Origin of the sequence: Lentzea sp. NBRC 105346 (assembly GCF_030269605.1) — a bacterium.
GTDB lineage: Bacteria > Actinomycetota > Actinomycetes > Mycobacteriales > Pseudonocardiaceae > Lentzea.
This window is the reverse complement of the sequence record NZ_BSTQ01000002.1, coordinates 369970-390094: the sequence shown is the minus strand read 5'-3', so window position 1 is coordinate 390094 and position 20125 is coordinate 369970. Positions and strand designations below refer to the sequence as shown.

The 20125-nt window shown below is 67.8% G+C and carries 11 protein-coding genes; 6 read left to right on the top strand and 5 right to left on the bottom strand.

The window, feature by feature from the left end:
- Nucleotides 1-37: 37 nt before the first annotated feature.
- The 4 genes from QSK35_RS06055 to QSK35_RS06040 all read left to right on the top strand — a co-directional run bounded on the left by QSK35_RS06055 (nt 38) and on the right by QSK35_RS06040 (nt 8580).
- Nucleotides 38-2230, top strand: coding sequence for an NHL repeat-containing protein (locus QSK35_RS06055; protein ID WP_285743072.1), 2193 nt, complete (start codon nt 38-40; stop codon nt 2228-2230).
- A 175-nt stretch (nt 2231-2405) separates the two neighbouring features.
- Nucleotides 2406-4229 carry a glycoside hydrolase family 47 protein gene (locus tag QSK35_RS06050; protein WP_285743070.1) on the top strand — a complete coding sequence of 608 codons (1824 nt, stop codon included), beginning with the start codon at nt 2406-2408 and terminating at the stop codon, nt 4227-4229.
- Nucleotides 4230-4231: 2 nt separating this feature from the next.
- Complete coding sequence (locus QSK35_RS06045) at nt 4232-6616, top strand: RICIN domain-containing protein (protein WP_285743068.1); 2385 nt, start codon at nt 4232-4234, stop codon at nt 6614-6616.
- Between the two features lie 53 nt (nt 6617-6669).
- On the top strand, nt 6670-8580 hold the full coding sequence (locus QSK35_RS06040) for an alpha-L-fucosidase (RefSeq protein WP_285743066.1): 1911 nt from the start codon (nt 6670-6672) through the stop codon (nt 8578-8580).
- 62 nt (nt 8581-8642) lie between these two features.
- Here the strand turns inward: QSK35_RS06040 and QSK35_RS06035 are convergent, their stop codons facing one another.
- The 4 genes from QSK35_RS06035 to QSK35_RS42665 form a co-directional block, all read right to left on the bottom strand.
- A complete protein-coding gene (locus tag QSK35_RS06035; RefSeq protein WP_285743063.1) occupies nt 8643-11447 on the bottom strand; it encodes an alpha-L-fucosidase in 2805 nt (934 codons plus the stop codon).
- Between the two features lie 112 nt (nt 11448-11559).
- Nucleotides 11560-12264, bottom strand: coding sequence for a lasso peptide biosynthesis B2 protein (locus QSK35_RS06030; protein WP_285743062.1), 705 nt, complete (start codon nt 12262-12264; stop codon nt 11560-11562).
- Nucleotides 12257-13954, bottom strand: a complete 1698-nt coding sequence (locus tag QSK35_RS06025) for an albusnodin/ikarugamycin family macrolactam cyclase (RefSeq protein WP_285743603.1) — start codon at nt 13952-13954, stop codon at nt 12257-12259. The genes QSK35_RS06030 and QSK35_RS06025 overlap by 8 nt, the downstream gene beginning before the upstream one ends.
- Complete coding sequence (locus QSK35_RS42665; protein WP_352243312.1) at nt 13954-14118, bottom strand: lasso RiPP family leader peptide-containing protein; 165 nt, start codon at nt 14116-14118, stop codon at nt 13954-13956. Before QSK35_RS42665 ends, QSK35_RS06025 begins: the two co-directional genes overlap by 1 nt.
- A 256-nt stretch (nt 14119-14374) precedes the next feature.
- Here QSK35_RS42665 and QSK35_RS06020 point away from each other — a divergent pair, with 256 nt between their 5' ends.
- Both QSK35_RS06020 and QSK35_RS06015 read left to right on the top strand, forming a co-directional pair.
- Nucleotides 14375-15589 (top strand): ROK family transcriptional regulator, encoded by a 1215-nt coding sequence (locus tag QSK35_RS06020; protein ID WP_285743601.1) that lies wholly within the window; start codon nt 14375-14377, stop codon nt 15587-15589.
- A 236-nt stretch (nt 15590-15825) separates the two neighbouring features.
- Nucleotides 15826-17481 carry a hypothetical protein gene (locus tag QSK35_RS06015; RefSeq protein WP_285743060.1) on the top strand — a complete coding sequence of 552 codons (1656 nt, stop codon included), beginning with the start codon at nt 15826-15828 and terminating at the stop codon, nt 17479-17481.
- Between the two features lie 163 nt (nt 17482-17644).
- Here the strand turns inward: QSK35_RS06015 and QSK35_RS06010 are convergent, their stop codons facing one another.
- Nucleotides 17645-19756 carry a tetratricopeptide repeat protein gene (locus QSK35_RS06010; RefSeq protein WP_285743059.1) on the bottom strand — a complete coding sequence of 704 codons (2112 nt, stop codon included), beginning with the start codon at nt 19754-19756 and terminating at the stop codon, nt 17645-17647.
- Nucleotides 19757-20125: the final 369 nt, after the last annotated feature.

Here is a 20125-nt window from a genome sequence, read left to right as displayed (position 1 = left end):
GACATCGTTCCCCTCGAACTGGAGATCGGGGGGAACGATGAAACTCGTACTGGCGGCATTGCTCGTCATTCCACTGTTCACACCGGCCACCGCGACCGCGGAACCGGTGTTGCGGCAAAGAACCTCGTGGCTCGGCGAGACGCTGACACCCGAGGACGCGGCCTACACCGACGGCTCCACGTGGCCCGGCAAGCGGCGCTGGGTGCAGACACGGGTGAAGTCCGTCTTCGTGGATCCACAGTCGGCCGAAGGCCGCGTCTACACGAACTCGGTGTACGACGAGAGCGGCCGGGAAGCCGGTGTCTACCAGCAGGACGGCGCCCTGCTGCGGCCGGTCACGCGGCTCTATCGGCAGGGCGACGGAGGTACCGTCGTCTCCGGTGACGACAAGTACTTCTACGCCGACTTCACCCAGCACAAGGACGGCATCGACACCCAGGTGCTGGTGCGGTTCCAACGAGGGGACGGGCCGCACCCGAACCCGTACACCGACGGCACCATCCCGATGTCGGACTTCCCGGGCGGCGACCCGGTCGCGTCAGGGTGGACGGCGGGCCGCAAGCTGAGTGGCAAGCCGGGCGGGCTGGCGACCGGGCTGGGGTTCGTCTTCGTGACGCGGCCCGAGGAGAACGCGATCTACGTCTACGAGCGGGAACGCATGACGCTCGTGACCAAGTACTCGACGGTGAACCCGACCGCCGTCGCGTTCCGCCACTCCACCAGCACGTTGTTCGTGTTGCAGAACAAGGTGGTGCAGGAGTATCAGGTGCAGTACACCGGTGCGATGACCAAGGGCGCCGCGATCACCGACACGGGCACCGATCCGGTCGCGATCGCGGTCAACGACACGAAGCTCTACATCGCGGACAACGGCCCGCAGCAGGTCCGGATCTACGCCAACCGCGTGCTGGTCGACAAGCTCGGTCAGGCGGGCGGACTCGTCGGCGCCAACGGGTTCTACGGTGACGACCGGTTCGACAACCTGACCGGTGTGGGCGTGGACGCCCAGGGCAACGTGTTCGTGGCCGCCAACGGTCGCGGCACGTACGGCTGGACCGACATCCGGCTGTTCTCACCGCAGAAGACGTTGCGGGCCAAGGTGGTCAACTACATCTTCATGGACACCGTGGTACCCGACCCGCGCAACCCCGGCGACGTGTACTCGGCGTTCCACCACTACAAGCTCGACTACAACACGACCACGCCCGGCGCCGAGTGGGCACCGGAGCGCACGAGGCTGACCGTGAACCGGGCGACCTGCCCGCAGGACCCGCGTACGCCGATGCCCGGCAGCGGCAAGACGTTCCAGACCCAGTCCGTCGCGCTGCGGTATCTCAAGGGCGCCGACGGCGTCGAGCGGAAGTACCTGTTCGCCCGGCCCCTCGGCAACACCTTCTACAACCTCGGGATCTACCGGTTCGACGGCGACAACGTCCGGCCGTCCGTGCTGTTCTCCGAGGGCGTCAACCCGTGGCCGGACGGCACGCCGAGCACACCTGGCGTCAGGCAGAAGTGGGTCGACACCAACGCGAACTGCAAGGTCGACGCCGGTGAGATCACCGAGATGGAGGGCAACGTCCAGTACATCTCGTACGCGCAGTCGATCGACGACCACGGTGACATCTGGGGCGGTGGCCTCAACCCCAAGTACGTGCACCACTTCCCGCTGGTCGGCTTCGACGCGGCGAACAACCCGAAGTACGGCAACGGGCAGCTGACCGAGCTCACGGACGCGCCGGTCGACCGGATCCTCCAGGTCCAGTACGACCGGGCGACCGACACGCTGTACCTGTACGGCGCGCTCGGCCCGCAGGCCTCGCCCACTGCGTCACCGAAGTACATCCTGGCCCGCTACGACTCCTTCTCCACGCCGCAGCGCAAGCTGACGTGGTCGGTCGACATGGGGTACACGCGGTGCTGGGCGGACAACTACAAGCAGGACTTCTGCATCCCGTACGGCCTCGCCATCGCGGGCAACCGCGTCTACGTGGCCGACCAGGCGACTCCCGCGGGCGTCCCGCAGGGCAGGGTCCGCACCTACAACACCACCAACGGTGTCTACCGTGGCTCCCTGTACGCGGGACCCGAGGTCTCGAAGGCGGCGGGCTTCGTGGACATCGCCGTCACCGGCATCACCGCGACGCGGCTGCCCAGCGGGGAGCACGTGGTCTTCCGGGAGGAGGACGCGCTGGGCCGGGTGCTGATGTACCGCTACACGCCCGAAACGTAACACCGTAGAACACGCGGACAGCGGACCATTCGGCGCCGATCGGCCGATCCGACTGGGCTGCGAAGGACAATTTCAGAGTGGCACCGGACAGGGTGCGGGCGGAGCGTTGACCGCCCGCACCCCCGCCTCCAGATTGGACAACGTTGTCCGCCAACGCCTTTCCTGGAGGTCCCTGATGGCGGTGCTGTCGCGTCGAACCCTGCTGCGACTCGGTGGCGTCCTTGCTGCTGGCGGCGCCGGACTGGCCGCGAACACCGGATCCGCGCACGCGGCCCTCGGGCCCGGCGATCCCGTCCTCGCCAACGATGTCCGCCAGGAATTCCTGACCGCGTGGACCGCGTACCGGCGCCTCACCTGGGGCCGCGACGAGCTGAAGCCGTTGAGCGGCACGGGTTCCGACTTCTTCATCGGTGGCGCCTCGCTCGGCCTGACCATCGTCGAGTCGCTCGACACGCTGTACCTGATGGAGCTCGACGGTGAGCTCGCCGCCAGCGTGAGCTGGTGCGACAGCAACCTGAACTTCGACCGCGACGCGAGCGTGCACGTCTTCGAGTCGATCATCCGGATCCTCGGCGGCCTGCTGTCCGGCTACCACGCGACCGGTGACGCCGGGCTGCTCGCCAAGGCCCGCGACTTCGCCGACCGCGTCCTGCCCGCGTTCACCAAATCTCCGACAGGTGCGCCGTACCGCTACGTCAACCTGCGGACGGGCGCGGTCAGCGGCAACCAGGTACCGCTCGCCGAGGTGGGCAGCAACATCACCGAGCTGGGCTGGCTGTCGCAGCTCACCGGCGACCCGAAGTACTTCAACGCCGCCAAGAAGGCGCTCAGAGCGGTGTACGACAGACGGTCTGGCCTGAATCTCGTCGGCACCACGCTCAACGTCGACACCGGCGCCTGGGTCGACTCGTCGTCGAAGGTCGACCCGCCGGTCGACTCCTTCTTCGAGTACCTGTGGGACGCCTACCAGTTCTTCGGCGACACCGAGATCCTCGGCTGGTACCGCACGCTGACCGACGCGATCCTGCAGCGGCAGGCCGAGACCGTGAACGGCCGCCTGTGGTTCCGCCAGGTCGACATGAACACCGGTGCGACGCTGAGCCGCTACCAGTCCGAGCTCACCGCGTTCTACGCCGGCCTGCTCGCCCAGGGCGGGAACCTGGCCCAGGGCGAGGCCTACCACTCGTCCTGGGCCGCCGTACTCGCACAGCACCGGCTGCCGCCGGAGTCGGTGAACTACCAGACCCTCGCGGCGCTCAGCACCGGCTACGAGCTGCGGCCCGAGTACGTCGACTCGGCGCTGTTCCTGTGGCTGCTGACCGGCAACGAGGTGTACCGGACGCGGGGCAAGGACCTGTGGGACCGGCAGAAGGCGCACTGCAAGGTGGCCAACGGGTACGCGGTCGTCACGAACATGACCACGACGCCGACGACCAAGGGCGACACGACGCCGGGCTACTGGTTCTCCGAGAACATGAAGTACTACTACCTGATGTGGGCGGCCGCGCCGCGATTCGACTACACCACCAACTACCTCACGACCGAGGGCAACGTGCTGCGCGGCATCAAGCGGGTCACCGTGCCGCTGTCGGGCACCTACCGCCTGGTCAACCGGGCTTCCGGGCGTGTTCTGGACGTCAGCGCCGCGTCGGTCTCCGACGGTGCCGCGGTCATCCAGTGGGACAACCACGGCAACGCCAACCAGCGCTGGATCGTCACGACCACGGGCGGCTACTCGCGGCTGACGTCCCAGCACAGCGGCAAGGTTCTCGACGTGCCGGGAGCGTCCACATCGGACGGCGTCGCGCTGGTGCAGTGGGCGCACAACGGCGGTAACAACCAGCAGTGGGAGGCCCGCCTCACGGGCGGCTACTACACGTTCGTCAGCCGCAACAGTGGCAAGGCACTCGATGTCGCAAACACTTCCAACGGCGCCGCCGCCGTGCAGCAGCCGCTCAGCGGCAGCACCAGCCAGCAGTGGCAACTCATCGGAGTGTGACCATGAAACGAGCAATGGGGCTCGTCCTGATCTTGCTGGGCGCGTTGCTGGTGACGACACCGGCGCGTGCCGCGACGAGCATCACGATCAGCGGGAACGGATCCGGCCGCGTCTATGACGGCGTCGGCGCGGTGAGCGGCGGTGGCGGCAACACGAAGCTGTTGTACGACTATGCCGAACCACAGCGAAGCCAGGTCCTCGATTACCTCTTCAAGCCCGGTTACGGCGCCGCGCTGTCGTTGCTGAAGGTGGAGATCGGCGGTGACGCGAACTCCACCGACGGCGCCGAGCCCAGCCACATGCACACCGCGAACGACCAGAACTACCAGCGCGGGTACGAGTGGTGGCTGATGACCGAAGCCAAGAAGCGCAACCCGAACATCAAGCTCGCGGCACTCGCCTGGGCCGCGCCGGGCTGGATCGGCACGTCCGACGTGTGGACGGCCAACATGATCACCTACATCCTGAACTACCTGCGCGGTGCCCGTGACGTCCACGGGCTCACGATCGACTACATCGGCGGGTGGAACGAGAACGGCTGGAGCACCACCTGGTTCGTGAACCTGCGCAACGCGTTGAACAGCAACGGGTTCGGCAATGTGAAGATCGTCGGCGCGGACGGCGGCTGGGATGTCGTCAACGACATGCGGAGCAACACGGCGTTCCGCAACGCGATCGACGTCGTCGGCGCGCACTACCCGTGCCGCGGCGTGTCCGAGTCGACCGGCGACTACTGCGACTCGCCCGCCGAGGCGCAGAACATCGGCAAACCGTTGTGGGCCAGCGAGAACGGCTCGCAGGACTACCGCGCCGGAGGTCCGGTGATGGCGCGGCAGCTCAACCGTGGCTACATCGACGCGAAGATGACGGCGTACATGAACTGGCCGCTGATCGCCGCGCTGCCGCCGGGCCTGCCGTTCCAGACGACCGGGCTGATGGTGGCGCCGCAGCCGTGGTCCGGGCAGTACAGCGACGGCAAGTCGCTGTGGGTGCAGGCGCACTGGAACCAGTTCGCGCAACCCGGCTGGCAGTTCATCGACTCCGCCAGCGGGTATCTGTCCAACAATCGCAACGTCGGCAGCTACGTGACGCTGAAGTCCGGCTCGTCGTACACCACGATTGTCGAGACTACTCGGGCCACCAGCGCGGAGACGTTGACCGCGACCGTGACGGGTGGCCTGTCGACCGGCTCGCTGCGGGTGTGGGCGAGCGACCTGAACTCGAACAACCCCGCCGACTGGTTCGTGCGGCAGTCCGACGTGACGCCTTCGAACGGAACGTGGTCGATCACGCTGCAACCCGGCCGGATCTACTCGATCAGCACGACGTCCGGTCAGGGCAAGGGCACTGCGACGAGCCCGGCGACCAGCGCGTTCCCGTTGCCGCACAACGACAACTTCGACTCGTACGGTACCGGGCGTGAGGCCCGTTACCTGGCCGACCAGCACGGCTCGTTCGAGACGGTGTCGTGCGGCGGCGGGCGTGGTGGGCTGTGCGTGCGGCAGATGGCGCCGGTCGCGCCGATCCCGTGGCACCCGCACCAGAGCCCGGCGTACGCGGTGATCGGCGACAACAGCATGGCCAACTACACCGTGCAGACGGACGCGATGTTCGAGCAGTCCGGGGGATCGGTGGCCGTGCTCGGCCGGTTCGGCGCCCGCGACTACTGGCAGGTCGGCCAGATCAACGCCTACTACCTGAAGGTGTCGCAGTCCGGTGGCTGGCAGATCCTGCGCGGCGACACCGGCGGCGGCATGGCCGTCCTCGCGTCGGGCACGCGGGCCGCGCTGGGCGTCAACACGTGGCACACCGTGGCGTTGCGCCTGGAGGGCGCCTCGCTGACCGCGGTCGTGGACGGCGTGACGCTGGGATCGGCCTCGGACGGCACCTACGGGGTCGGGCCGGCCGGGATCGCCGTCGGCGTGGGGGAGGGCGACATCGGGACCCGCTGGCGCACCCCGCAGTTCGACAACCTGTCGATCACGCCGGGAACCGCGGCCACCTACCGGCTGGTGAACCGCAACAGCGGCAAGCTGCTCGCGCCGGTCTCGGCCGACGAGGGTGCCGTGATCGTCCAGCAGACCGATTCCGGTTCGGCGAACCAGCGCTGGCGGCTCGTCCAGTCCGGCGGGTACGTGCAGCTGGTCAACGTGGGCACCGGCAGGGCCCTCGATGTGCCGGGCTTCTCCACCACGCAGGGCACGCAGCTCGTGCAGTGGACGGTGAATCCCGGCGCGAACCAGCAGTGGACTTTCAGCGGTAACACGCTGACAAACCGGCACAGCGGCATGCTCGCCGACGTCTCCGGTGCTTCGACCGCCGAGAACGCACCGGTCATCCAGTGGCCGTCCAACGGAGGTGCGAACCAGCAATGGGAGCTGCGATAAGAGTTCTGGCGCTCGTCCTGGTGTTGTTGGGAGGGGGCACAGCGGCGGCGGACGTGACAGCCGCCTCCCCGGTCGTCGGGATCTCCCCGTCGGACACACCCGCGCAGATCAGGGCGAAGGCCGCGTCCGTCACGCCGTCACCGCGCCAGCTGGCGTGGCAGCGGCTGGAGCTGACCGCGTTCGTCCACTTCGGAATCAACACCTACACCGGGCGGGAGCACGGCACCGGCACCGAGAACCCGAACGACTTCCAGCCCAACCAGCTGGACACCGCGCAGTGGGCCACGGCGTTGAAGAACGCCGGGTTCAAGCTGGTGATCCTGACCGTGAAGCACCACGACGGGTTCCTGCTGTTCCCGTCACGCTATTCGTCGTTCGGCGTGGCCTCCAGCTCGTGGCGCGGCGGTCAGGGTGACGTGGTGCGGGAGTTCTCCAACGCCCTGCGCGCGCAGGGGTTGAAGGTCGGCGTGTACATCTCGCCGTCCGACCTGCACGAGGCTCAGCCGGGCGGCCGCTACGCCAACGGCAGCGCCTTCACGTCGCGGACCATCCCGTCCGACCCGGCCGACGTCGTGGGCGGGCAGAGGTTCACGGTGTCGGCCGACGACTACAACCAGTACTTCATGAACAACCTGTACGAGCTGCTCACCCGGTACGGCACGATCGACGAGGTGTGGTGGGACGGCGCCAACCCGACCGGCAAGGACAACCCGTACAACTACACGGACTTCATCCGCATCGTCCGCACATTGCAGCCGAACGCCGTGATGTTCCAGGACATCGACAACCGGTGGGTCGGCAACGAGGACGGCGTCGGCCGCCAGAGCGAGTGGTCGCCGATCCCGCTGATCGGTGACGCCTCGACCGCCGCCGACCGGTTCCTCGAACCCGAGGACGAGCGCGCTGCCGACATCGGCGGGGATTCCGTTCTGGCGCAACGGAAGTCCGACGGCACCAGCAAGTGGAGCGTGCTGCGCTGGACGCCCGCGGAGTGCGACGCGTCGATCTACCCGGACGGCTGGTTCTACCCGTACACGTCGATCAAGTCGCCGGCGCAGCTGGAGGACACCTACTACACGTCGGTGGGGCGCAACTGTCAGCTGCTGCTCAACGTCGGCCCCGACCGGCGCGGGCTGCTGGACCAGCCGACGATCGACGCGCTGACCACGTTCGGCAACACCATCTCGTCGACGTTCGCCGTCGACTCGGCCCGCGGTGCGTCGGCGTCGACGGATTCCGGTACCTCGCCGGGTTCGGCGGTCGACGGCAATGCCGACACGTCGTGGAAGCTCGCGGGCACAACGGGTTCGCTGACACTGGATCTCGGTTCTGCCCGAACCTTTAACGTGATCAACGTCCAGGAGGACATGGCCGTCGGCATGCGCACGCAGTCGTTCGCGGTCGACCGCTGGAACGGCGCCACGTGGGTGCAGGTCGCCACGGACACCACGGTCGGCTACAAGAAGCTGGTGCGGCTCCCGGCGCCGGTGACCACCTCACGGGTGCGGCTGCGGATCACCGGTTCCCGCGCGGCCCCGGCGATCGCCACCTTCAGCCTGCACCAGCGAGCCGGTTCCCCGGTGCGGTCCGGTCCGGTGGCTTCCGGTCTGGCGGGGAAGTGCCTGGACGTCAACGGCGGCAGCAACGCCGACGGCACCCGCGTGCAGATCTGGGACTGCAACGACACCGCCGCCCAGAACTGGACCGTCGCGCCGGACGGCACGCTGCAGGCGTTCGGCAAGTGCCTGGACATCTACGGCGGTGGGTCGGCCAACGGGTCCGTGGTGCAGCTCTACACGTGCAACGGGCTCGCCCACCAGAAGTGGTCGGCGTCCGGTGGGGCGCTGGTCAACCCGCAGTCGGGCCGTTGTCTCGACGTGCCCGGCTTCAACACCACCAACGGTACCCAACTGATCATCTGGGACTGCAACGGCGGCGCCAACCAGCGCTGGACCCTCCCGTAGTGCCGTTAAGGCCACCTTTGCTGCGTCAGACGCAGCAAAGGTGGCCTTAACGGTGGTACCGATCAGCTGAGGGAGATCCGGTCCAGGTCCGGCGCTCCCGACTCGTCGTTGAAGAACTTGATCGTGTTGGCGCCCGCGTTCAACGTCACCGGAATCGTCGTGGTGTAGGGCGTGTTGTTGCCCTGACCGTTGGTCTTCACCTCGACGGGTGCGCCGCCGTTGACCGACACGAAGTACGACCGCGGCCCGTTGACCGTGTACACGATGTCCATCGAGTACTGACCGGCCGACGGCACGGTCACGTTCTCGAACAGCACGAACTGGTCCGGCGCGCCACCGATGTTGCGCACCTTCTCGGCGCCCGAGCACTGGCCGCAGCCGGTCAGACCGGAGTTGCCGATCTTGTTGACCGAATCCTCGGCCTCACGCCGGAACACGACGTTCGCCGGCCTCGTCTGGATCGGCACGTTCGAGACCGCCTGCTTGGCCCGGCCCAGGATCTTGAACGACGCCGTCACCGGCGACACCACAGAGCCGACGTCCGCGCCGGCGGGCGAGGTCAGCGTCCACGACCCGCTCAGCTCCTGCCCCAGCCGCATGGACGCGGCCGTCGCCGGTGCACCGGACACCGTCCACCCGGCGGGCACCGACGGAACGAGGGACACCTGGTCGATCTGGTCGTCGACGTCGAGCCGCAGCTTCGCGGTGACCTTGACCGACTGCTGCCCAGGCCCGACCCATTGCACGCCATGGGGCTGGACGGTCAGCGTGGTCTTCGGCGTGTAGGACTCCGGCGGCAGCGGCGCCACCGCGATCCGGTCCAAGGACACCCGCCCCGACACCTTCACCGTGTTGGCGCCCGCCTTCAACGGCACCACGACCGCGCTGCCCAACGTGACTTCACTAGCAGCGGAACCGTTGACGCTCAACGACGCGGTGCCGGAACCGTCCAGCTCGAGCCGGTAGTCGCCGTCCGCGGCGACCGTGACGTCCTTGAACGTCACCGCACCCTGCCCGGTCACCTCGAAACCGCCGGAGCAGGCGTCACACCACTCGCGGTGCACCCACCCGGACAACGCCGCGTGCTCGGCCTCCAGCGGCAGCGACGTGCCATACGAGCGCTGGTAGCCGTGCGCCACCTTGATCTCGTCGATCGCCAGCTGCCCGGAGAACCGTGGCGCCTGCGGCCCGGCCCACGTGTTGAGCACCTCGAGCTTGAGGTACCGGGCGTGCACGCCGACCTCGATGAACTGCGTGCCGCGGTTGCTCGGCATCGCACCACTGCGTACGAGGTCCCACCGTCGCCCGTCGTTGGACGAGTAGACCTTGTAGTCCTTGATGCGCGCGGAGTCCTCGGGCCGCCCGAACGACACGCGCGCGTGCGTCGGCGACTGCTCCCGCTGGTTCACGGCGAGGTAGGAGGCCTCCCGCCGGCGGCCGAGGTCCAGCGTGATCGACACCGGCTGCTTTCCGTTGGCGTCCCAGTACTTCTCGAAGCTGCCGTCGGTCAGGTTCGACGCGGGGAAGCCGTCCTTCGAAGACGAGGCCGTGGCGCGAACGTCGTCGTAGTAGAACTGCTGGCCGAGAGTGTCCACTTGGAACACCGTGTCGTACTGGTCCCAGTTCTTGATCCCGAGAATGGTCAGGTATCCGCCGGACTGGGTGAACTTCAACCGTTCACCGGTCCGCACGTCGGTGACCCGGTACGCGCGATACCCGTTGTCCCGCAACCGGACCTGGTCCGTGCGCGGCCGCGTCACGACGTGCACGTACTGCCGCTTCGCGCCGGGCTCGACGGTGATCACGCCGTGGGCGCCGTCGTTCCAGAAGCCGGGCTGCATGCCGCCGTACATGTAGCCGCCGCCCTCGGTGCCGTACAACGACTTGCGGATCGGCGCCAGCCAGCCCGCCATGAAGTTGTTGAACTCCTCCTGCTGCGCGGGCATCTTGCCGTTCACCATGGGCGTCTCGGCCATCAGCGACTTCATCGACGAGCCCGCGTTGGTGATGTACCGGCCGACGTTGAGCCGCGTGTCGACCTGGTGGTTGCCGCCGTCGTACCACCAGTCGCCCGTGTTGGGCAGCTTGTAGCACGCCTCGGTCAGCCGCGGCATCGGCGTGAACGCGGCCTGCGGGTAGTCGTAGTTCGGCGTCATGCCGGTCTTCTGCTCGTTGCTGACCGTGTCCATGATCGGCGTGTCCTCGTTGTTGTTGCTCAACAACCACGTGGGCCGCTTCTCGCGGATCTGTTCGTAGAGCCGGTTCTTCTCCCAGTACTCGTTGTCGTTGTCGATCCAGAACCCGGCCAGGTCCGCGTACTTGTCCATCACCTCGAAGAACAGGTCGTAGCTGTACTGCCCGAACCCGTCGCGTGTGGTGAGGTCGACCTGCTTGCCTTTGTACGCGGAGTACGCGGCCGAGTCGAGCATCTCGACGCCCTGCTCGGCGTGCCACTGCGGGTCGTCGGTCATGTAGAGGATGACGTTGACGCCCTTGGCCTTGCCCGCCTTCACCAGCTCGCCGAGCAGGTCGCGCTGCGTGGCGCAGCTGCCGGGGATCTTCGACGGCCACGGCCGCGCGTACCCCAGCCGGCTGTGGAACGTGGCGAGCACGAGGTAGGACGCGCCGAGCTTGCGCGTCTCGTCCACCCAGTAGTCCGGATTCCACCCGCCGCCCGTCACGTCGCGTTCCCACTCGGCGCAGTTCAGGTGCTTGGGCGCGGTGAACATGCCCCAGTGCAGGAACAGCCCGGCCGTCGACGCGCGCATCCACGCCTGCCGGGGATGCTGCACCTCCGCCTGCACGGGTGGGCTGACCAGACTGACCATCAGCGCGATGACGATCGCAATGCAGAGTCTCAGTCGCATGACCGGTCGCTCTCTTCGTCGGGGGCGGCGGCGGAGAGATCCGATGATTACAACCGGACTTGCGCAGGTCAAGACTGATTTGGAAGCAATCAGTCGGGACTCATCGGAGGACTCAGACGGCCAGAACGCGCCGGTAAGTGGGGGTGACCGGCTCGTCGTCGGGGTGCCGCACGGGGGTGCCCTCGGTCTCGACCCACGAGTGGAACGTGACCGGGTCGCTGGAGTGCCCGAAACACCAGTCGAGCGCACGTCCCTCGACGGCGGCGACCAGCACCGCGGTGAGCGAGAGCTCCATGCACGCCACGCGACCGGGAAACCCGCGGCTCACCGCGTGTACCGCGTCGAGCACGGCGATACCCTCGGCGACGGAGGCGGGCCGGACCACCTTGCGGGCCTTCAGCCGCCGGACCAGCGCGATCGGCACCCGCAACGGCAGTCGCAGCAGCACCACAGCGGCGAACAGGCACAACATCGTGACCACCCGGCTGCGCCAGGTGATCGCCGGCGACGCGGATTCGGTCAGCGCGATCGGTACCCCACCGGCGTGCCGGGCCAGCCGCAGCAGATCACGCTCCACGAGCGCGGTGACCAGACGGTCGACGTCCGCGCGGATCTCGCCGGCGAGGACGGACGGAAACCTCTCTTCGAGCGCCGACAGCGCGCATTCCAGGTCGCCGGTGCGCCTGAGCTCCTCGAAGGCGACGCCACCCGTGCGGTTGAGCACGTGCCATCGTCCGGTGTGGGTGTTGAGAACGACCATGCCCCCGTGCTCGTCGAGCGTCACGTGCACGGTCGGCGGAACCACGAAGTCACGCACGCCCCATCACCTCGCGCAGCCACAGTTCGATGGCGAGCACCTGGTTCAGCGACGCCCACGGCGTCTCTATCCCGCGTGCCGCCAGGGTCAACGCCTCCCGGACGCGCCTCGGCTCGATCAGGCCAAGTTCGGCACTCACGGGGTTCTCCATCAGTTTCCTCAGCGCGGGCATGTTCCGCCGGACGCCCAGATGCGCGGCGCCGGTGTAATCACCCTTCGTGCGCCTGGACAACACCACCTCGGGCACCAGACCCGACAAGGCCTTGCGCAGCAACGGCTTGGGACCGGCCGGATCGCACCGGCGCCACGCCGCCAGACTCAGACAGGTCCGGACGACCCGCGCGTCGAGGAAGGGCGCGTGCACGGTCACGCCGTGCCGTGCCCCGGTCTCGCGCACCGCCTGCTGGGTTCCGCCCGCCGACTTCAGCTGGGACATCGTCGCCCGGTCACCCGCGTCCATGCCGTCGTCCGCTTCACCGGCCAGAACGACCAGGTGCTCGGCGAGCGCCTCCCGTGCCGGTGGCGCGAGCCAGTCGCACATCGGGCCGCCCCAGGGCGTGATGTTGTGTTCCTCCCACGACCGGGCGAACGCACCGTGTCCGAGCTGCCGGGCGAGCATCAGGAGGCTTCGTCTCCGGCTCGTGCTCGCGAGCCGTACCGATCTCGTGAACAGCGAGAGCGGTGATCGGTGCCGCAGCCGTCCCCACGCCGTGCAGTGCCGCCACAACGTGGTCAGCTCACCCCGTCGCGCGAGGTCGATGAAGTAGCCCAGCGGTGCCCCGAGCACGAGGTCGCCACCCTCACCGACGAAGTGCGTGTCGCACCCCAACGAGGCCACTGTGGACGTTTGCAGACCGGTCGGTCCCATCGCGAGCCGGCTCGAGTGCGGCTGATCGGCACCGGAAAGCCAGTCGCGGTAAGGAAGATGCTCCGGTCCGCCGGTGACCACGTGGTGCCGCAGTCGCGCGTCGAGCGTCGCGTAACGCTGGGCGTGCCGCAGGTCGTCGTCGACGGGCGCGTCCGCCTGCGCGAAGGTGACCACGGGCAGTGGGTCCGCGTGCCGGGTCGCCAGGAAGGCGAGTGAGGTGGAATCGAGGCCGCCGCTGAAGTCCGACGACAGGGCCGCGCTCGTGGTGGATCGTGCCTCGATTGCCGTGACCAGGCATTCCCTCAGCTCGTCCGCGCACTCGCCGAGCGTTTTCCCGGCGTCGGCCGCCAGCGATGTCACGGTGAGGCGCGTTGTCCCGTGGGCTCCCATGCGCAGTGCCGACCCTGGTTCGAGCTGGTGTACACCGCTGAACGCGGTCCGGTCGACGAACAACGCGACGACCTGGGCCGCCAGCGCGACGAGATCGGGCTCGGCGGCTGTTCGTCCCGCCACGGCACGGGCTTCGGAGCCGAACACGACATGCTGCCCTGTCGCCGACACGAACAGCGGGAACTGGGCGGCGGCATCCGCCACGAGCGTCACTTCGCCGGTCTCGTCGACCAGCACCGCGGAATACGCGCCGGGAAAGGACATCAGCCGTCCGAGGTCGCCCTCCGCGCGACGCACCTGCTCATCGGTCGCCAGACACTGTCCGATCAGGACAGTGGTGTGGCCCGGTCGTTCGACGCGGCGACTCCCGTCACCCGCGGACCACCAGGTGCTCTCCCGGTGTCCCCGCGGACCGGGCGTAGTTCCACCGATCAGCCGTGGCCCCGTCCGTTCGCGTCGTTGCTCCCGCTGCTGTTGCCATGAGTCACCGCGGACACTTTTCCGGCGTCGAACACGGCCGGTGGCTCGTAGTCAACAATTTGTGGTACGCCTTCGACGGCCTCTCGGAAACCTTCATCGTCCCTGGTTGTGGCCATTCGCCCCCCTTATGGCAATTCGGAGAGTCTTGGTCAGGTGACTCTAGGTGCACAAGCCTAAGGGGCGGTCGCCAGGATCTGTAAGGGACCGAGTGGGGGACGGGGCTCGCCATTTTGCGGAACGGGAGAAGGTAGCTCACCATAAGCGGGCCTTCGAATTCGGGATTGAGAAGGGATGGAAGCCTGCCATGTGTCATGATCTTGACACCCGTGTTGCTTCAACTTGAAGCCAAGTTCTACACTGGATGGGGTGCTGATGACTTCACAGGGCGGCAAGGTGCATGACGCGCGCGAGTTGCTGAGCACGAGATCGGACTCGATCCGTGAGGGCAACAAGCGCAAGGTCATCCGTGCTGTCATGGCCCAGCCCGCGACCCAGGTGCAGATCGCCCGGCGCACGGAGCTGTCGCAGGGCACCGTGTCCGGCGTCGTGCAGGAGCTCGAAGAGCAGCGCGTGTTCCGGGTCGACGGCGGGGAGGGCGAGCGGGGCAAACGCATCCGCATCGGGTCCGTCCGAGGCGTGGCCGTCGGCGTGGAGGTCGGGCACGACCGGCTCACCGTGGCGGTCCGGCGGGTCGACTCCGAGGACATGGTGCACAGTGTCGTGAACTTCGGCGCTGCTCAGGGGCTCGACACCTGGCTTCGCGAATGCGTGAGCATGATCAAGGACCTGGTCGCCCAGACCGGCCTCGGTGACGAGCACATCGTGTCGATCGGGCTCGGCATCCCAGCCGCGATCGACCCGCGCAACGCGGAGATCTCCCAGGTGGCGTCCTCGCAGGACTGGGACCTCAAGGGGCACCCCAAAGAGTGGTTCGCGCACGAGTTCCCCCGTGTGCCGGTGATCCCGGACAACGAGTGCAACTTCGCCGCCTACGGTGAGCACCTCTACGGCCTGGGGCGCGACGTGGAGGTGCTGCTCTTCGTCAAGTCGTCCGCGGGCATCGGCGCGGGGCTCATCATCGGCGACTACATCATCCGCGGCCGGCACGGCCTCGCCGGCGAGATCGGCCACCTCACCATGGACCCGCTGGGCGTCGTCTGCCGCTGCGGCAGCCGGGGCTGTCTGGAGACGCTCGTCGGCGGGGCGCGGCTCGTCGAGCAGGTCCGGCTGGCCTACGCCGGGTACCGCGTCGACCTGCCGAGCAGCCTGGAGAACCTGATCGAGCGGGCCAAGACCGGCGACCGCGTGTGCCGCCGGATCGTCGAGGACGCCGCGCGCAACATCGGCCTCGCGCTGGCCAGGGTGTCCAATATCGTGAACCCGGAGCTCATCGTGGTCGGTGGTGAGCTGGGGCGCGCCGGTGATCTCGTCATCGGTCCCGCGACGCAGACCTTCCAGCAGAACGCGCTCGAGGGCATGTTCAGCCATCCGGCCCCGACGACGATCAAGCAGTCCGACCTGGGCATGCTGGCCGGCGTCCAGGGCGCTCTCGGTTATGCGCTCATGGTGGACTTCAAGCCGAGCTGAGAAACCCGCAAGCTGAACTTCCACTGGCTTCGAATTGAAGTACGCTGTTCGTGGGCTCAGGAATCGCGACCCACGAAGGCGGGCTGACACGATGCTGTGGACAACCAGATCCAGAACACGGTCATGTCGGCTCGGCAACGGGGTCGCGCGGGAGCTCACACCGGCATCGCGAGGCCTCGTTCACCGGTCACCGGCCGCGTTGAGCGGCCGGATAGCTCGCGCGACCGGTGAACGCCTTGGCCCCTGAGCGGCCCGATCTCGGGCCGGCCGCGGAGGATGCGCACCGCTGGGAAACCCGCGGCGGTGCGTTGGTGATCTTCTGTCTCGTTCGGACCCTCGTCTCCGCCATCAGGCTCGAGGAAGCGCTGCGGATCTTCGACGGCGACTCCGGCGTGAAGCTCGTGTGGGTCTACTGCAACGGCTCGCGCCTCTCGCATGGGGTCAGGGAATGGTTCATCAGTAAGAAGATCAGCATGATCACGCTGGATCAGGCGAAACAGGGCTACTGCGACCTGGTCATCACCACCAGCGAGCGGGTCGACCTGGCGGCCTTCAGGTCGAAGCCCGTCATCGTCGTGCCGCACGGCCTCGGCTTCCACAAGTACGTGCCGGACGCGGAGACCGGAGAACCGAGGTTGTCCGGCCTGGTGTGCCCGTACGTGCTGCGCCTGGGGCACGTCACGCAGGGGCTGACCCATCCGGATCAGGAGCGACAGCTCGCGGAGATCACCGAGGAGATCGTCGGCAAGACCGCGCTTGTCGGTGACAGCAGCTTCGACCTGCTGCTCGACAGCCGGGGTGAACGCCCGGCCTATCGGGCGGCGCTGCGCGTCTCCGATCACCAGCGCTTGATCGCGATCGGCTCGACGTGGAGTAAGAAGTCGTTGTTCGGCAAGCAGTTCGAATTGATCGGTCGGTTGCTTGGAGAACTGCCCTGTGAGTTGTATCGACTGGCCATTTTCTTGCACCCCGGTGTGTGGTCTTGGGAAGGCGAGGACAACATTCGCCGGTGGCTGAAGCCGCACCTGGAGTCCGGCCTCATGCTGATCGGGCCGGCCGAGGGCTGGCACGGCGCCGTGATCGCCTCCGACCTGTTCATCGGCGACAACGGATCCACGAGCCTGTACGCCGCGATGCTCGACAAGCCGCTGCTGCTGGCCGGGTTCAGCGACCAGGTCGTGCCCGGCACCGTGATGGCCGAGTTGGGCCGCACTGCCCGCCACATCGACCCGGCGGGCGACCTGCGGCGGCAGATCGAGGACGAGATCGCCGGGCACGACCACACCAGGGCGGCCGCCCTGGTCGAGCGGATGATCGCGCGGCCCGGTCAGGCCGCTCCGCTGTTGCGCGCGTTGTGCTACGAGAAGGCGGGGCGGCCCGTTCCGGACAGCGAACTGTCCGTTCACGCCGCCCCGGTCCCTGCCCCGGACAGCGGTAGGGTGCACTCGCTGCGCGCGTACGGCGAAGTCGTCGGCGACCGTGAGGTCCGGGTGGACACCTACCCCGATGCCTTTCGCGACAAGAACCGGCACCCTGGCGGCCGGCTCGTCGTCGAGCTCGGTGAACGCCACCTCACGCAGTACCACAACGCCGCCGTGTTGGTGGATCCCGCGTCCGTTGCGGACAGCGCGACGGCCGACCGCCTGCGGTTCCTGGCTACCGAGAAGTCCCCCAACAGCCGCATCATCGCGGTCGCGTGCGAGGGCGGCTGCGAGATCCTCGTGCGCGGCGGCGAGCGGTTCCGCGTGACGAGCGACCTGCCGGTCGCCGTGTCGGCCTTCGCCTGCTACCTGCTGCTCGTCGCCGAAAAAGAGCTGACCGGCCGGATCGCCGTGCACACGAGCGCCGCGGACGCCGTCATGACGGTCCGGCGCAGCTCCGCGCTGGTCTGAGCTAGTGGCGTGACTCGCAACGTTGGCGGTGAATTCACGCTCAGCGGGACGCCTCGCGGCACCGGCCCCACGCCCACAGCCAACCAGGATGAGGACGCGGGGCCGGCACCACGATGCGTCCATCTGACCGCGAATTCCCACGGCAACGTTGCGAGCCACGCCACTAGGCGTCCAGCCGCTGCAGGTGGGCCACTAGGCCCTCGACGTCCGGGGCACCGCTGGCCCGGCGGATGTCCAGCACCCGCACCAGGTTCTCGCGCGCCGAGTCCAGGTCACCCTCGTGCTCGGCGACTGTGGCGAGCGCTTCCCTGGCCTCGGCCTCGTAATAGGACGCTTTCGACTTGGTGAAAACCCGGACCGCCCGTTCCAGCTCGCGTCTTGCCGCCTCCGCGTCACCGTGGCGGAAATGCGCCACCCCGAGGCTGATCGACCCGCGACCGGCCATGCGCTCGTCATTCACCGCGAGCAACAGCCGCTGGGCGCGTTGGAGGATTTCCAATGCCTCCCGCTGATCGCCGTGCGAGCTGATCGCGCAGCCCAGGAAGTACGTGGCCAAAGCCACGCCTCTTTCCTCACCCGCCTCGATGTTGCGTTCTATCGCCTGTTGATAGGCCTCTCGGGAACCACCCGGATCGACGCGGTCCCGAAATCGGCCGATGAACTCCCACACCGACGCGATCAGCACCGGATCGCCCGACTGCTCGGCGAGCACCAGGGCCCGATCCAGGTTCTCGCGGGCCCGGTCGAGCTCACCCAGTTCGGTGTAGGCACGGGACACCACGCTGCGCAGGCGCGCCTCGGCCGCCGCGTTGCCCACCCGTGCCGCCGAATCCGCGCCGACCTCGGCCGCCTCGATCCAGTCGTCGAGGAACCGGCGGTTGAGGTACAACGCGAGCATCGCCTCGGACAGCCGCCACACCGCGTCGTCCCAGCCACGGCCGGCCATCGCGGTGAGCACCTCCAGCAGGTTGCCGCGTTCCTCGCTCAGCCAGTCCAGCGCGGCGGCCCGGCCGTGCTCACCGGTGAACGGATCCGGTTGGCCCGCAAGGAGAGGTGCCGGATCTGCGATGCGCATGCGCCGGCCCATCACCGCGCGGTCGGCGAGCGCGGTCTTGCGCAGATAATGGTCGCGGATCCGCTCCAGCGCCGATTCCTGCTCCGCGGCGGGGTCTTCCACCTCCGCCCGATGCCGGGCGTGCAGCCGCACCAGATCGTGGAAGGCGAAACCGTTGCCGGGCAACTCTTCCACGAGCGAGGCGTCGACGAGCGACTCGAGCAGCCGCGCGGCCTCCGGCCGCGGGCGGTCGAGCACCACCGCGGCGATCTCGGCGTGAATCGTGCGCACCGGCGCCATCCCGAGGCGGCGGTACAGCTCGGCGGCTCCCGGCGGGAGATTGCGGTAGGCGTTGTCGAACACCGCGGACACCAGTGGTTCACCTCGCAGTGAGAAGGCGGCGAGCCGCGTGCGTTCGTCCACGAGCTCGTCGGCCAGCCGGGCGATCGACAACTGCGGTCGTGACATCAGCCGCGCGGCGACGACGCGCAACGCCACCGGCAGCCCCGCGCACAACGCCACGAGCTTCGCCGCCGTCTGCGCCTCGGCCAGCACCCTGGCGGGCCCGCAGAGCTCCCGCAGCAGCGACAGGCCGCTCGCGTCGTCGAGCGGTTCGAGCGTGAACAGGTGCGCGCCGTCGAGCGCGAGCTCGGCCAGCCGGTCGGTGCTCGTGACCAGTACGACGCTGCCATTCGAGTTGGGTACGAATGGCGGTACCTGTGCGGGTTCGGTGACGTCGTCGAGCACGACCAGAATGGGAGTGCCCGCGGTCCTGGTCCGGAACAGATTCGCCCGCGCGGACAACGTGGCGGGAATGTGCTCCTGCTGCACGCCCAGCGCGCTCAGGCATTCGGCGAGCGCGTCGTTGACCGGTGTGCCGGAGACGGTACGAATGGCGGCGTAGTCGACATACAGCTGACCGCCGGGAAAGTGATCGGCCGCCCGGTTCGCCCACTGCCGCACGACCGCGGACTTGCCGACACCGGCGAGACCGCTGATCACCGCGATCTGCCTTGGTGTGGCTGAACTTCCGAGCAATGTGCTGTCCAAACAGGACAACATCGACTCACGATCGACGAAACCGCGGGGAGCCGGTGGAACCTGCTGGGGGAGACCGTCCGGAGTGAACCGGCCGTGCACCACCACATCGCCCGCGATCGTGCCGATCTGCAGTGCGGGACCTGAGCTGTTGTGCACGGTGTTCTGAACAGAAGACTGCATGCTTCGTCCGTCGGGGTTCGCTTCGCCCATGGCAGCTCCAGGACTCGGCCATCGCAGCCACGCCACATTACCAAGAACCATCCAAGACATCGCCGGGATCGCGTAACTCGACCCGGTTCGTCGTATCACCAGTTTGGGGCAATACGTGCATTGGGAATGGGTCGTCAGGAATTCACGACGTGTCCCGGCCACGCGCGGATCTTGTCCGGCACGAGGTCCCCGCATGATCGTCATGCTCCGGCCGGCGGTGCGCGGCGTACGGAAGTGTGTCGAAGAAATCGCTCCCATGATTTCGGTGATGTGAACAACCGCTGGCCAACCGCGGCTTCGGCAATTTGCAGGGAACGCGGCGACACTGTCACGCTCGGA

What these genes read in the sequence shown, in the direction of transcription:
- QSK35_RS06010 (WP_285743059.1), bottom strand. Translation starts at nt 19,756, where the DNA reads ATGCAGTCTTCTGTTCAGAACACCGTGCACAACAGCTCAGGTCCCGCA.
- QSK35_RS06055 (WP_285743072.1), top strand. Translation starts at nt 38, where the DNA reads ATGAAACTCGTACTGGCGGCATTGCTCGTCATTCCACTGTTCACACCG.
- QSK35_RS06045 (WP_285743068.1), top strand. Translation starts at nt 4,232, where the DNA reads ATGAAACGAGCAATGGGGCTCGTCCTGATCTTGCTGGGCGCGTTGCTG.
- QSK35_RS06035 (WP_285743063.1), bottom strand. Translation starts at nt 11,447, where the DNA reads ATGCGACTGAGACTCTGCATTGCGATCGTCATCGCGCTGATGGTCAGT.
- QSK35_RS42665 (WP_352243312.1), bottom strand. Translation starts at nt 14,118, where the DNA reads ATGGCCACAACCAGGGACGATGAAGGTTTCCGAGAGGCCGTCGAAGGC.
- QSK35_RS06050 (WP_285743070.1), top strand. Translation starts at nt 2,406, where the DNA reads ATGGCGGTGCTGTCGCGTCGAACCCTGCTGCGACTCGGTGGCGTCCTT.
- QSK35_RS06020 (WP_285743601.1), top strand. Translation starts at nt 14,375, where the DNA reads ATGACTTCACAGGGCGGCAAGGTGCATGACGCGCGCGAGTTGCTGAGC.